This is a genomic window from Desulfofalx alkaliphila DSM 12257, assembly GCF_000711975.1.
Taxonomy (GTDB): domain Bacteria; phylum Bacillota; class Desulfotomaculia; order Desulfotomaculales; family Desulfohalotomaculaceae; genus Desulfofalx; species Desulfofalx alkaliphila.
Genome location: NZ_JONT01000002.1, coordinates 76,472 through 90,338 on the forward strand (window position 1 = coordinate 76,472; position 13,867 = coordinate 90,338).

General features: G+C 43.5%; 13 protein-coding genes and 1 tRNA gene. 9 read left to right on the forward strand and 5 right to left on the reverse strand.

Features of this window, described 5'->3' with window-relative positions; genetic code table 11:
• Positions 1–174: 174 nt before the first annotated feature.
• Positions 175–1,032 (reverse strand): Mrp/NBP35 family ATP-binding protein, encoded by an 858-nt coding sequence (locus BR02_RS0102180; RefSeq protein ID WP_031513763.1) that lies wholly within the window; start codon positions 1,030–1,032, stop codon positions 175–177.
• 285 nt (positions 1,033–1,317) lie between these two features.
• Here BR02_RS0102180 and BR02_RS0102185 point away from each other — a divergent pair, with 285 nt between their 5' ends.
• The 5 genes from BR02_RS0102185 to BR02_RS0102205 all read left to right on the forward strand — a co-directional run bounded on the left by BR02_RS0102185 (position 1,318) and on the right by BR02_RS0102205 (position 6,401).
• Positions 1,318–2,169, forward strand: a complete 852-nt coding sequence (locus tag BR02_RS0102185; RefSeq protein WP_031513765.1) for a DnaD domain-containing protein — start codon at positions 1,318–1,320, stop codon at positions 2,167–2,169.
• A 19-nt stretch (positions 2,170–2,188) separates the two neighbouring features.
• On the forward strand, positions 2,189–2,917 hold the full coding sequence (locus BR02_RS0102190) for an ATP-binding protein (RefSeq protein WP_031513767.1): 729 nt from the start codon (positions 2,189–2,191) through the stop codon (positions 2,915–2,917).
• A gap of 93 nt (positions 2,918–3,010) precedes the next feature.
• Entirely contained in the window at positions 3,011–3,718 is a 708-nt protein-coding gene (locus BR02_RS0102195) for a cell wall hydrolase (RefSeq protein WP_031513768.1), read from the forward strand.
• A 114-nt stretch (positions 3,719–3,832) separates the two neighbouring features.
• Complete coding sequence (locus tag BR02_RS0102200) at positions 3,833–5,908, forward strand: transglycosylase domain-containing protein (protein WP_051688077.1); 2,076 nt, start codon at positions 3,833–3,835, stop codon at positions 5,906–5,908.
• A 61-nt stretch (positions 5,909–5,969) separates the two neighbouring features.
• Positions 5,970–6,401: a hypothetical protein gene (locus BR02_RS0102205; RefSeq protein WP_031513772.1), complete on the forward strand. Its 432-nt coding sequence runs from the start codon at positions 5,970–5,972 to the stop codon at positions 6,399–6,401.
• A 61-nt stretch (positions 6,402–6,462) separates the two neighbouring features.
• Here BR02_RS0102205 and BR02_RS0102210 read toward each other — a convergent pair whose 3' ends face one another.
• A complete protein-coding gene (locus BR02_RS0102210) occupies positions 6,463–6,732 on the reverse strand; it encodes a hypothetical protein (RefSeq protein ID WP_031513774.1) in 270 nt (89 codons plus the stop codon).
• A 375-nt stretch (positions 6,733–7,107) separates the two neighbouring features.
• On the opposite strand from BR02_RS0102210, the gene selD reads away from it, so the two are divergent.
• The 3 genes from selD (at position 7,108) to BR02_RS0102225 (ending at position 8,870) form a co-directional block, all read left to right on the forward strand.
• Positions 7,108–8,118 carry a selenide, water dikinase SelD gene (selD, locus tag BR02_RS0102215; protein WP_084170909.1) on the forward strand — a complete coding sequence of 337 codons (1,011 nt, stop codon included), beginning with the start codon at positions 7,108–7,110 and terminating at the stop codon, positions 8,116–8,118.
• A gap of 12 nt (positions 8,119–8,130) precedes the next feature.
• Positions 8,131–8,730: a sulfurtransferase-like selenium metabolism protein YedF gene (gene yedF, locus BR02_RS0102220; RefSeq protein ID WP_031513777.1), complete on the forward strand. Its 600-nt coding sequence runs from the start codon at positions 8,131–8,133 to the stop codon at positions 8,728–8,730.
• A 63-nt stretch (positions 8,731–8,793) separates the two neighbouring features.
• Positions 8,794–8,870 (forward strand) — tRNA-Pro (locus tag BR02_RS0102225).
• Positions 8,871–8,953: 83 nt separating this feature from the next.
• Here BR02_RS0102225 and BR02_RS0102230 read toward each other — a convergent pair.
• Genes BR02_RS0102230 through BR02_RS0102240 form a run of 3 tightly spaced genes read right to left on the reverse strand, consistent with a single transcriptional unit; the run spans position 8,954 to position 12,344 of the window.
• Positions 8,954–9,619, reverse strand: coding sequence for a flavodoxin family protein (locus BR02_RS0102230; protein WP_031513779.1), 666 nt, complete (start codon positions 9,617–9,619; stop codon positions 8,954–8,956).
• A gap of 57 nt (positions 9,620–9,676) precedes the next feature.
• Positions 9,677–11,674 carry a sensor histidine kinase gene (locus tag BR02_RS0102235; protein WP_031513780.1) on the reverse strand — a complete coding sequence of 666 codons (1,998 nt, stop codon included), beginning with the start codon at positions 11,672–11,674 and terminating at the stop codon, positions 9,677–9,679.
• Complete coding sequence (locus tag BR02_RS0102240; protein WP_169738562.1) at positions 11,649–12,344, reverse strand: response regulator; 696 nt, start codon at positions 12,342–12,344, stop codon at positions 11,649–11,651. Before BR02_RS0102240 ends, BR02_RS0102235 begins: the two co-directional genes overlap by 26 nt.
• Before the next feature lie 295 nt (positions 12,345–12,639).
• Here BR02_RS0102240 and BR02_RS0102250 point away from each other — a divergent pair, with 295 nt between their 5' ends.
• Positions 12,640–13,854, forward strand: a complete 1,215-nt coding sequence (locus BR02_RS0102250; protein ID WP_031513786.1) for a CNNM domain-containing protein — start codon at positions 12,640–12,642, stop codon at positions 13,852–13,854.
• Positions 13,855–13,867 lie beyond the last annotated feature (13 nt).

A 13,867-nucleotide genomic window follows, 5' to 3' on the forward strand; every position in this document is an offset into this window, starting at 1 on the left:
CGGTTACCAAGACCGGCACCGGTGACCCTGCTACTTTGGTCGTAGTCTTTTTGTGGGCCAAGAATGCTATTTTACTTTCAAAAACACAATAAAATACCAGGGCAGCTTGCCCTGGTATTTGTTAGTTTTATTGACAGGAATTTACCCCACCGATAGCGAAAGCTAATATATAACCTATGATACACCACTGTTTAATTGGTTCATCAGCTGTGGAAAGTTTTTAAATGCATCGGTTTCGTACTCTTCAATGCGGCCCTTATCACACAAGTCAGCAAATTTACCGTCTATAGGCAGTACAGCCAGCATAGGCAGATTTAACTTATCAGCCGATTCTCCGTGACCTTTACCAAATATTTGCGACTCTTCTTTACAGTGGGGACATACGAAGTAGCTCATATTTTCCACCATACCCAGTATTGGTACCGGAGGTTCTATAAGTTCTACCATGCGTACCGCCTTACGCACCACCATGGAGGCCAAATCCTGTGGAGAAGTAACAATTACCAGTGCGTTTAATGGAATTTGTTGCATTACAGTCAGTGGTACATCGCCTGTGCCCGGTGGTAAATCCAGCAGCAAGTAATCCAGTTTACCCCATTCTACATCGGTCCAAAATTGTTTAACTGCACCGGCGATAATAGGTCCGCGCCAGATAACAGGATCATCTTCGTTTTCTAAAAGCAGATTTAATGACATAATTTTAATGCCCAGCAAACTGCTTTTGGGTGGCTCAAAGCCAATGCCTGTACCTTTGCCGGGCCTTTCAACAACACCGAACATTTTGGGGATGCTGGGGCCTGTGATGTCGGCATCCAAAATGCCCACCTTATAGCCTTGTTTAGCAAGGCTCACTGCCAACAAAGAGGTAACCGATGACTTACCTACTCCGCCCTTGCCGCTCATGACGGCAATGATGTTTTTGACCATGGTAGAATCGTTGGCAGCTAACTTTTGCGGTGCGGAACAACTGTCAGGGTTTGAACTGCAGGTTCCCGATTGATTGTCTTTGCATGTGGAACAACTGTTACTCATTGTGTGCTTCCTCCCATCTCAAATGAACATTGTTTCATAACCATAATATTACTGCTTGCATTTAATGTCAATATATTTATTAAGATTAATTGGCTGCTATATTTGATGGTTAGACCGGAGCATTTGGGAGGCATTTTTATGCTAAAGCGGCCTGGGACAGGGAATAAGGGTGAACTGTTGATGTAAACCTGTGTTAATATGTTAAAACGGACTTAAGACCTGTGGACAAATTAACCTTAGGTGCCATAAAATATATAAGGTTAACTTAAGGGGGACGGTGACATCATGAAAGTTAAAAACAGCAAAGCGGTAAAAAAATACCGGGGCGGCAATATCACTGCCGCATTTGGAGCGGAACTACTGGTGCATGGAACCACCGGTATACCAAACCTCCTTTTAAAGTATTATAAAAAGATGGATCTTAGTGACAGCGAAATGATGCTCTTGATTAACCTAATTAGGTTTCGTACCAATGAACAAAATCTTTACCCCACAGTGGAGGAATTGGGCCAATGGGTAAACGGCGGGGCAGAAAAGGCAGCCTACTTACTGGAAAGGTTATTAGAAAAGGAGATAGTGGCAATTACCCAATATTATGACTATGGTATGGATGCAGTGGTGGACGGGCTGGACTTTGAACCGCTGTATGAAAAATTATCTGAGCTTTGGGCCTGTGACAAGGTGCAAGAAATTGAGCAAACCGAAAATTTATTAGATAAATCAACCCGGAACAGCAAGGTGATTTCGGAAGATGTGCCAAGCTCGACCCTTGATGAGGGACAAGTACTGAACATTTGTACCGTCTTTGAACGGGAGTTTGCCCGACCGCTGTCGCCAATAGAAGTGGATCGTATTCGTCAGTGGGTAAATGAGACCGACAGTGTAATTATTATGGAAGCACTGCGGCGGGCGGTGTTAATGGGCAAAAATAACTTCCGCTACATAGATGCCATAATTATGGAGTGGCGCAAAAATAATCTGCGTACCCTGCAAGATATTGCTAGGTATGATGAGGAGTTTCAGCAGCGTCGGGCCAGCCGGGGGACAGTGGATTTTAAAAGGCAGCAAAAAAGCACCGGGTCGCCCCAGGGAATGGACGAACGCAAAAAAATGTTTGATTCTTTGCTAATGAGTTAACTAAGGCGGTGTTCTTTATATGGCAGAATGTGAGTTATGTGGCGGCAGAGGTTTGATCATAAAAAAAGGAGTGGCTACCAGGTGCCCCTGTATGAAAAAAAAGGCCTTTAAGGCTGTTTACCGGCGCTCTGGCTTGACACCCTTGATGCAGCAGTGTACCTTTGAAAATTTTAATTTTCAATATTATGCCGAAGATAAGTTTGATGAAGTAAAGGGCTACAGCTATGCCCAAACAGCCCGCCTAACTTACAATGCAGCCAAGGAATTTACCGAGCGTTTTTTAAAGGATCCCCATACCGAGGGGTTAATGTTTACAGGACCGGTGGGCAGTGGTAAAACATATTTGGCCTGTTGTATTGCTAACGAGGTTATACAAAAGGGCAGCAGGGCCCTATTTGTGGTGGTACCCGATTGGCTCGATCAAATACGGTCTACCTATTCGCCCCAAGGGGCCCGGGAAGTAAATGAGCAAACCCTGATTGATGAGGCCCGTGAGGTACCGCTTTTGATTTTGGATGACCTGGGAGTACACAATTATACCCAGTGGACTGTTAATAAGCTGTATTCCCTTATCAATTATCGCCTTAACCATTGCTTGGCGACCATTGTCACCACCAATTTAACGGCTTTGGAACTTTCAGAGCATTTGGGTGAACGAACAACTTCTCGGCTGTTTCAAATCTGCAAGGCTTATCGTTTGCTGGTGGACAAGAATATAAGGTATGTGAATTATTTAAGAACCCCCTAATTGCAGGGGGTTTTTTATTTTTATGGTATAAATTTCCTGAATATGGACATACTTATCATGACAAAATATGCACGAGCCAGAAAGGAGGAAAAAATGAACATAAAAATCCGTTTGCTCGCCGTTACATTGGCAACTGCCATGGTACTTTTATTAGTGCTCAGTGGGGTGGCGATGGCAGGTGAGGATACGGTGCCGCCAGAAATTCAGATTGCCCTTGAAGAGCCGTCTGAATCTGGTAACCTTTACGTGGTACAGCAAGGAGATACGCTATATGCAATTAGCAGAAACCATAATATTACAGTGGGCACATTGATGAGGCACAATGGTTTGAAAACCACTACCATTTGGCCGGGACAAAAATTATACCTGCCCCACAGTGACCAAGCAAAGGTGGCAGAGGTGCTATCCCGCAGTAATTACAATGTCACCAGGGATGATATTATGCTGATGGCACGTTTGATACATGCCGAAGCCCGCGGGGAAAGTTTTATGGGTAAGGTAGCGGTGGGGGCGGTGATATTAAACCGCATTGATAGCCCACTTTTTCCAAATACAATTCGCGATGTGATAATGGAAAAAACATCGCATGTTTACCAATTTAGCCCGGTGGGAGATGGGTCAATTAATTTAGAACCGTGCGAGAAGTCAATTGAAGCGGCACTGGAAGCTTTAAGCGGCGTAGACCCCACAGGCGGCGCACTGTTCTTTTATAACCCAGAAGCCACCACAGACCAATGGATTCGTTCATTGCCTGTGGTAACGCGAATTGGCAATCACTTGTTTGCATCCACCCGGGCGTAAAGGGTATGGCTCGTTGTAAACGGCGGACTTTGTCCGCCTTTTTAGTTTGTGCAGTAATTTGCTTAATTATTGGTAATAATTTTAATAGCTAAATATTTCTAAAGGGGTGAGCCGGTGAAAAATAAATGGCATCTTATCTTGCTGATATTTTTATCTTTCTTAATGCTGACAGGATGCAGCCTAAAGGGCTTGCCTGACCCACAGGTACCCGAGGCCTCAAGGGTGCTGGACTCCTCCGGGCAGTTAGTCACCACCATAGGGGAGCAAAACCGTATTCCTGTTAATTTAGAAGATGTATCACCCCATATGAGCCAGGCCCTGTTGGCAATAGAAGATACCCGGTTCTACAATCATAAGGGAATAGATGTGATGGGACTGGCCCGGGCGGCATATGTGAATTTGCGCGCCCGGAAAGTTGTAGAAGGTGGGAGCACCATCACCCAGCAGCTGGCTAAAAACTTATACCTTACCCATGATCGTACAGTGGTACGCAAACTGAAAGAAATGTACTATGCCATACAACTGGAGCGGCATTATACTAAAGATGAGATATTAAATCAGTATCTAAACGCCGTTTACTTTGGGCAGGGGGCTTACGGTGTAGAAGCGGCAGCGAGGATTTACTTTCAGAAAAAGGCCTCAGAGTTGACATTGGCCGAAAGTGCCATGTTGGCCGGTTTTGTTAGGGGGCCGGGCATTTATCCTGAACCGGGCAACTTTGATCTTGCCAAGGAAAGGCAGGCCCTTGTGCTGCAGCGAATGGCGGAGGTGGGATATATTTCAGACACCGAAAGGGAGCAAGCGGCAGATGAAATTATTGAATTAGCTGTGGCACCATTGGCTACCCGCCGGGCAGCATATTTTGTGGCTGAAATTATTGAAGAGCTGGGAAGCATTCTGCCTGGCGGTAAAGAAGCCATATACACCCAGGGCTTGCAAATAGAAACCACCTTGGATTTAAAAATGCAGTTGGCTGCTGAACAGGCTGTGGCTGAAATACTGGAAGACAGAGACGATGAACTGCAGGCAGCCCTGGTGGCCATAAACCCAGAAAACGGACATATAACTGCCATGGTGGGTGGCAGAAATTACGGAGAATCACAGTTTAACCGGGCCTTGGCTAAGCGACAACCGGGCTCTGCCTTTAAACCATTTGTTTATGCCACTGCCCTAGAGCAGGGATTAACGGCGGCAAACACTTACTTTTGCAAACCCACAGAAATACCTCAACCGGTGGGTGAACCATATCGTCCATCGGATTATGGGGAAAAATATCACTACAGGTCTTTCACCCTTAAAGAAGCCTTAAAGATATCCGATAATGTGGTGGCAGTGCAGGTGAACAATCAGGTGGGGCCCAGGGCGGTGGCAGATCTGGCAAGGCGTTTGGGCATACAGAGCAAACTGGACCCGGTGCATTCTTTGGCCCTGGGTACTTCAGAGGTATCCCCTTTAGAGATGGCCTCAGCCTTTGGGGTCTTTGCCAATGGAGGCATTGCCGCTAAGCCAATTTACTTCACCAGGGTGATGGACAGGGACGGCCAAGAGTTGATCAGCAGGCGCACTGAACTTAGCAGGGTGATGGATGAGCGTCATTCCTATATTATTACCGATATGATGAAAAGCGTATTTGAGCCGGGGGGCACTGCAGAACATTTGTCTAGGATAATAAACCGTCCGGCAGCGGGCAAAACGGGCACCACAGATAACTATAACGATGCCTGGTTTGTGGGTTATACCCCCCAGGTTACGGCAGCGGTTTATGTGGGTTACGATGTTGGTAACCAGGAGGAAGGGGGTACCAGACCGGTGGGTACGGGCAGCGCGGTGGCAGGTCCTATCTGGGCCAGTTTTATTAGCAATGCCTTGAGCGATGAAACTCCCGAGGATTTTACAGTTCCGTCGGGCATTGTTTTCCGGGAAGTAAGTGCAAGGGACGGTTTACTGCCATCCCCGGCCACCGCCGATACTATAGAAGTGGCCTTTATAGAGGGAACAGAGCCGGTGATAACTTCCACCGGAGACAGACGCAGGCCTGGGCCGGGGCAGTCTCTTAGGGAGCCGGACCGATTTGGAGAGGATGAGGATGAAGACGAAGGAGATGAGTTAGATTTAGAAAGGCAGCGATTTACTTTTCCCTGGAATACTTTGTTACGGGGCAGGAAATACAACTTTTTAAATGGAAATTAAATAGTATTCCTTAAATTAATTACACGGCCCACCGATGGCGGCATTACAGGGGGTTAGAGAGTTGTCAAGGGACCTATCTCTTCTGCTGGCAAAAAAGTTTAATCTTAATGAAGAACAAGGGCAAATTTTAGTCACCCCCATAAGAAATTTAAACCGCCGCCAAAGAAAGATATTGTTTGAGGAATTAAGGCCCAAGCAGCGGGATATGCGCATCTATTTAGAGGAACAGTACTACCTGCAAGGTGAAGAGCAAAGGCAGCGATGGGTAGATGAGACAGTAACCAGTATATTTAATAACGGTGGCGAGCCCAATACAGTGGATGCACTTATGATGGAAATTGTAGGAAGGATAGAAATATTGCACCGGGTAAAAAAGCGCAGTATAAAAACCCAGCAACCCTTAAAGGCCATGTCCGGCAGCGGTAGCTTCACCTTTTTTATAACCATTGTGGCAGTGCTTACGGCAGTTGTACTGCTGATTATGAACATATAAAATCCGAGGCAGCTACCTCGGAAATCTATTTAAGCGGCTGTGTCCGGCAGTCACCAAGACCTTAGCTCAGAGAAGCTTTCTGTGCTGCCAATGCCGCTTCAACCATGTTTAATGGGTTGGTATCACCTATATAGCGCAGTGTGCCATTTTCCTGAAATCTAACGGTTGCCTGATAACGCCCGTCGGAAAAGGTTAGTAAACCGGTGCTGGTGCACCAGCTTAAAGGGCGTAAATCCAGGTGATTACCTTCCCAATCCTTGCCAAAGGGCGATGCCTCAACATAGGCAATGGCTTCTTCGGTGGTTAAGTTCGTAAACCAAGTTTCTTTCATTGATTTTCACCTTCCTTGAGTAGTAATTTAATATATGGACTGATCTAATATATGGTATCTTGTCCGTTAATTCACAAGAGTATACAAATTATTGCAGGCGATGTCAAAAGGGAAGAAAGGTTTTTATGGTGCAAGTACCTTAAATAAAATATAAAAATCCGGTGATAAGTGACAAATGTTTGTACTTTTAATCTCAAATCATATAACCGCCGGTTAACAGCTTAGTAATTTGAGTTATATATAACAAAGAAGAATAATACGAATAAAGGACAATCCAAGACAAAAGGGAAAATACTTATATTATTCTCATGTTTGGCTTAAACTTTTAGGAAAGGGGGGACGAAGGTGGATAAGAAACAAGCAAAATTAACCCAAATGACCAAAGCTTCCGGCTGAGCGGCCAAAATCGGGCCCGATACCTTATCGCAAGTTTTGCGATGCTTACCTCGAATAAATGACCGGAATCTATTGGTTGGCCTTGATACGTCAGATGATGCCGCCGTCTATCAAGTAAGTGCTGATGTGGCCGTCATCCAAACGCTGGATTTCTTTCCGCCCATGGTCGATGACCCCTTTGTGTTTGGCCAAATTGCAGCTGCCAACGCCCTCAGTGATGTATACGCCATGGGTGGCAGACCGGTACTGGCTTTAAATATTGTTTGCTTTCCAAGTTGCCTACCCACCGATGTGCTTGCCGAAATTCTAAAGGGCGGTGCTGATAAGGTTAATGAGGCCGGTGCAGTGATTGCCGGGGGTCACTCGGTGCAAGATGATGAACCCAAATACGGTTTGGCAGTCACTGGCTTGGTGCATCCGGATGAAATGTTATCAAATGCCACGGCGGCACCGGGTGACGTACTGGTACTTACCAAACCCCTGGGCACAGGAATAATAAATACCGCAGTGAAAGGTAATTTAGCAGATGATGAAGCTATTTCTCAGGCAGTAAAGTATATGGCGATGCTAAATGCAACCGCTGCCCAAGGGATGATTGAAGTGGGGGTAAATGCCTGTACCGATATTACCGGCTTTGGCCTGCTGGGCCACGCCGCAGAATTGGCCAGGGCCAGCAAGGTGGCCCTGGAAATATGGGGCGATAAATGTCCGGTGCTGCCGGGGACAAAAGAGCTGGCCCGAATGGGCATGATCCCTGGGGGTGCATATACCAATCGACAGTATTTAGGTGATGATGTTAGCATTAAAGAAAGTGTGGCCAGAGAAATACAAGATATATTGTTTGACCCCCAGACCTCCGGAGGGCTGCTGATCAGTGTGCCGGAAGAAAGGGTTGACCAACTGCTAAAGGAAATGCAACGAAGGAAGGTGCCGGCAGTGGCGGTGGGAACTGTTAAACCTGCTGCCCAACACCTAATTTCTGTAATATAGGAGTTGTTATAAGTGAGCTACAGAGAAATTGATAACTGCAAGCTGGCCTGTCCACAACCGGTAATCAACACAAAAAAGGCCTTAGAAGAAATAGAGCAAAACGGCACAGTGGTGTCTGTGGTAGACAACCGGGTGGCCAAAGAAAATGTAACCCGATTTGCTCAAAATGCCGGATATGAAGTTTCATCCGTTGAAAAAGAAGGCAAGTTTTTTATTACTATCAAAAAAGGGGAAGGCGCCCAGCCTTTTAAAACAGAAAGTGGCCCAGAAGCGGCCGGCGGTACCATTTATTCCGTTACCACCGATTCTTTGGGCCAAGGGCCACCGGAATTAGGATTTGTGCTTATGAAGGCCTTTATGAAAACCATTAATGAACTATCGCCGCCCCCGGCAGCTATAATTTTTATGAATACCGGAGTAAAACTGGCCTGTAAAGGTTCTGCAGTCTTAGAAGATCTAACGTCATTGCAGCAAAAGGGCGCTGAAATACTGGCCTGTGGTACCTGCCTGGACTTCTTTGGTTTAAAAGATGAATTGAAGGTGGGCAAGGTCAGTAACATGTTTGAAATAGTGGAGAAGATGGGTTCAGGGAAAGTTATTACCATAGCTTAAAAGACTGCCACAACTGTCATTGACATTTATTAAAATTTATAGCATAATATAAGTTGTCGCTGACGGGATGTGGCTCAGCTTGGTAGAGCGTTCGGTTCGGGACCGAAAGGTCGCAGGTTCAAATCCTGTCATCCCGACCAGTATATAACCCCCATCGGAATTGTCATTCCGGCGGGGGTTATTTTGTGTCCGAATGTTAAAAAGGAGCCTTTTCTATTATCAACTAGTTGTTGAGGAGAGCTTTTATGTTACTTTCCACTAGGCGGGCACCCATCTCAAATGCCTTCTGGCAATCGATGGGGAACTGTTTTGCCCTTACCTGAGCCTTGTGCTTCTCATTGAACATGGAGGCCTCGTATTTGGAGTAATCATCGAACTGATAGGTATCGTTGCTGACAAGAATTTCAGAAGGGCCGCCCAAGCGTTCCAACAAGGATTTATAATGATTGAACAGGGCCTTGTAACCAAGCTTTTCCATTAAGTCCGAAGGGACGTTCATTGTATAAATGAAAGCGGATGAAAGCTTTCCTTGGAAGGTGGAGCGGTCCCCAAGGTTATAGGTCATGGTCGAAAACAGCAGTCGCTCTAAGAATGACAGCATCATCCCCGTGATGTTTGAAAAATAGATTGGAGTGCCCAGTAAAAGCAGGTCACAAGAGCTGATCTTATCCAAAACATTTGTCAGATCGTCCTGCATGGCACAGCGCCCCAAGGCGCCGCCTTTTCTTTTGCAGGAAAAACAACTGATACAGCCCCTGTATTTTAAGTCATACAGGTGAGTTATTTCCGTCTGTGCCCCCACAGAAGCTGCACCGTCCAAAGCCTTTTGCAGCAAGGTTGCGGTATTCCAGTTTTTCCTCGGACTTCCGTTTACAGCAATTACCTTCATAAGAATACTAACCTCCTAATCTTTCAATACCGGTTCTAACCATTTTGTATCCCTAATTTAACCGGCCTTGGGAAAGGTTACCCTTAGCTTGAATAAATCCCCGTCGATGATGATATCTAATTGGCCCTCTTGTAGGTCAACAAAACTTTTGGCGATGGCCAGGCCTAGGCCGGAACCTTCAGTGTTGCGGGATTTGTCTCCCCTAAAGGAACGTTCTATTATTTTGGCCGGTTCAAAATTCATTTCATAGGCTGAAATATTTTTAAATACAAAGCTGATTTCTTTTTCGTTTTCCACTGCATCAATATACACCCTGGTATTGGGCATGGAGTACTTTAATATATTGCTGATTATATTTTCAAAGACCCGATAGGTTCTGGCACCGTCCAGTTGGCAGATCACTTTGTTTTCCGGCAGTTTTACTTTCATCTGTAGTGAACTATCGTTGATTCTTTCTTCCATCTCGCCCATGGTTTGTCGCAACAGTGCAACCACATCCACCGGTTCTAAATTCATTTCAATATTGCCGCTGCTGGCCTTGCTGGCTTCAAATAAATCTTCTATTAACACCTGCAGTCGCTTAGATTTTTCATCCAGCACCCTTATATATTCCCTTTGGGTTTCTTTTTCTAAATCCTCATTTTTCAACAAATCTACATAGGTGATGATGGAGGTGAGCGGGGTTTTAAGATCGTGGGAGACATTGGAAATCAGTTCTGTTTTCATATTTTGACTCTTTATTTCTTTGTCCACTGCCACTTTAAAACCCTCTTTAATATTGCTCAGGTTTTTGGCAAAGGGGCTTAGTATTTCCATGTCTGCCGGCAGCACAATATCAAAGTTTCCTTTAGCCAATTGGCTACTGGCTTCATTTAGTGCCCTTGCCTTATCCAGCACCTTTAACAAGTAATTAAATAATAATGCGGTATACACTAAAGCCAGAAATACTCCAAAGCCACCCGTTAAAGCGATAATGATTAAAACAATCAGATTTAATCCCAACAGCTTAAACAGCTGTTGATTAGAGTCGGTGATGTCCACCTCAACCACTTGCTTCAAAGTTCTTTTAACGCTCTTGATAACATAGAAAGATAGTTTGCCAAACAAACTGTTTTTAATTAAACCTTCCTTAATGCCCACATGGTAAATATGTTTAAGATTGGTAATGCTCAGATAAATCAGGGTGTAGAATATCAGAGTTACCGGAATGCCGATGGCGTAAAAATATACATTGGCGTCATGGATGATGTTTAAGTAATTAATGGCGGCATTATTTGTTGACGTAATTAAGCTTAAAATACCAAGGCAGATTAGGAAAAATGCCAGCCAAATTATTAGTTTGAGTTCTAAATATAGCTTGTTAAACACCTTAACCAGACTTGCCTGCTTTTGAGCTGAGTAGGGGAGGGCAAAGGTTAAGATTGTTAAAAGTAAAATGCTTATTCCTCCGATTAACAAAATCAATAACAGGTCTTGTATAAGAGTATACTCTTTAAGGTCCCTGATAAAAAGGTCATTGTTGTTGGTCAATTTTTGCGGTACGGTATAAACAATATCTAAATTCGCCAAATAGAGTGCTTCATTTTCTGTATCCGGTTGTAATAGGTGACTTAAATAGGCTATGAATTGGCCTTTTTTAAACCAGTTGGGAGCACTCTCTATGGTTGGTTTACCCTGATCGTCGGTGATTATATGGAGGTAGAATTGACTGTTCTTGATTTCGGATTCCCTTGATTGACCCTCCATGTTGCTGGCCAGGGGTTTATTATCTTTATCCTGCCAGTAATACTTAATATTTTCTAAATTGTTATAGTGAGGACGATAGGTATCTTGATGCTCTATTTCGGTTTGGATGAGGTAGTGGGTTAACCCCCCCAAAGTATAGATGAACTCATGACTCTCTAAAAACTTTTGGACATCGTCTTTAGATTTAGCATCTTTAATTGGTACATAAATAGCCACCGATATCACCGCTATAATTAAACCGATCAGTAAGATGCCCCAGCTTGTTGATATAAGTTTATTATGTTTATCTTTTTTCAAATTTGTATCCAATGCCCCATACCACCTTTAAGTATTTTGGTTCCCTTGGGTTAATTTCAATTTTCTCCCTAATCCTTCTGATATGCACTGTGACAGTATCCGGATTATAGGCCGGTGCCTGCCAAACCTTTTCATAAATCTCTTCTATTGAGAAGACCCGATTGGGATTTCTCATCATTAAATACAAAATTTTATATTCCAAGGGAGTGATTCTAATGGGCTTGCCGTCCACCAGAACCTCTTTTGTGGCATCATTTAATTCAATGCCGCCTATTTTTAGCACATTTTCCTGAGGAGGGCTGTCGTTACTATAACTGGTGTATCTGCGGATATTTGAATTCACCCGGGCCAGCAGTTCCAGAGGGTTAAAGGGTTTGGTGATGTAATCATCGGCACCGATGTTCAGACCGAAAATTTTATCCATATCCTCGGACTTTGCCGACAGAAAAATAATTGGCACCTTACTTTGCTCTCTAATTTTCATGGTGGCTTTAATGCCATCTAATTTTGGCATCATAATATCCATCAGCACCAGGTGCACTTCCTCTTTATCAAAAATATTTAAAGCCTCTTGGCCGTCATAGGCCTTAAAAACATTGTAGTTTTGATTTTTTAAATAAACCTCAATGGCAGCCACAATTTCCTTCTCATCATCCACAACCAGAATATTATACATGTATATATTCACTCCTCAGCACTCTGAGATATCTCATACCGATATGATAGCATGGACTTTCTAAATTTCTACCATTATAATTCTTACAGATTTATTAAGAAACAGTTAAAACAATTTCTGTCATATGCCAATACCGATTTTGATAACGTGAAGCTTAAGAATGCCCTTCCGGACCATATGCAGTTAAAACAATTAAGAATACATAAAGAGGCATTAGATAAAAATAATAGCAGCCGGTTTAAAATAACTTAATTAGGGTGGGTTTGTTTTGGCAGCAGAAACCACATGGCAGCTTATATTGATGTTTGTTCTCTTGGCTACTTCAGCTTTTTTTTCGTCTTCGGAAACGGCCTTAATGTCTATAAATAAAATCAAAATACGAAATATGGTTGATGAAGGGGTTAAAGGTGCAGAACTGGTAGTTAAACTAATAGAAGACCCCGGTAAACTATTAAGTGTCATCTTGGTGGGAAATAACCTGGTAAATATTGGGGCCTCAGCCTTGGCAACATCACTGGCAATAGGCTACTTTGGTAATGCCGGCGTGGGTATTGCCACAGGGATTATGACCTTTCTTTTGCTAGTTTTTGCAGAAATAACTCCAAAATCACTGGCGGCAGTAAGGGCAGAGATGATATCTTTAAAGGTAGCAAAGTTCCTTTATTATATTACCTTGCTATTAACGCCGGTGGTTATAGTGCTGACCTTTATAACCAATAACCTTATTAAGTTGTTAGGGGTTAGGCCAGAGGCAAAAAAGCCCTTAGTAACAGAAGAAGAATTGAAAACCATAGTCAACGTTGGTCATGAGGAGGGAATTTTAGAGAGCGAAGAAAGGCAAATGATCCACAATGTATTTGAATTTGGGGATCTATATGTTAAAGATATTATTACCCCCAGAACAGATTTGGTATCCTTCAGTGTCAAGGCGTCATACGAAGAAGTTGTGGAGGTAATTAAAAGAGAGCAGTATTCCCGGTATCCGGTATATAAAAAGAACATTGATAATATTGTGGGGGTATTGCATGTTAAAGATTTAATATTTTTTGATATAGACAAGGATAATTTTTCCATAACCGATTATGCGAGGGCTCCCTACTTTACTTATGAATACAAACATATTAGTCTTTTGTTCGAAGAGATGAGAAAGGGCAGAATGTCAATTGCTGTGGTATTAGACGAATACGGCGGTACTGCCGGTGTGGTTACAATCGAAGATTTAGTGGAAGAAATTGTAGGTGATATCAGTGATGAATACGATAACCCGGTTAAGGCGATAGAATTGATCAAAGATAATCAATATCTGGTGCAGGGCAGCACCGGTCTCGATTTAATTAATGGGGTATTGGGAATAAATATTAGATCTGAATGCTTTGACAGCATTGGTGGGTTTGTAATGGGTTTATTTGGCAGGATGCCTGATGTGGGGGAAGCAATTGAGTATAATGGCATAAAATTTACTGTTGACAAGGTGGGCAGAAATAGAATTACAGCTATAAAAATAACTATAATGTAATTTGACGAAAAGT

Coding starts and splice junctions, on each gene's coding strand:
- BR02_RS0102230 (WP_031513779.1), bottom strand. CDS start 9,619: ATGAAGGTAATTGCTGTAAACGGAAGTCCGAGGAAAAACTGGAATACC.
- BR02_RS0102195 (WP_031513768.1), top strand. CDS start 3,011: ATGAACATAAAAATCCGTTTGCTCGCCGTTACATTGGCAACTGCCATG.
- BR02_RS0102190 (WP_031513767.1), top strand. CDS start 2,189: ATGGCAGAATGTGAGTTATGTGGCGGCAGAGGTTTGATCATAAAAAAA.
- BR02_RS0102250 (WP_031513786.1), top strand. CDS start 12,640: ATGTTTGTTCTCTTGGCTACTTCAGCTTTTTTTTCGTCTTCGGAAACG.
- BR02_RS0102180 (WP_031513763.1), bottom strand. CDS start 1,032: ATGAGTAACAGTTGTTCCACATGCAAAGACAATCAATCGGGAACCTGC.
- BR02_RS0102210 (WP_031513774.1), bottom strand. CDS start 6,732: ATGAAAGAAACTTGGTTTACGAACTTAACCACCGAAGAAGCCATTGCC.
- BR02_RS0102185 (WP_031513765.1), top strand. CDS start 1,318: ATGAAAGTTAAAAACAGCAAAGCGGTAAAAAAATACCGGGGCGGCAAT.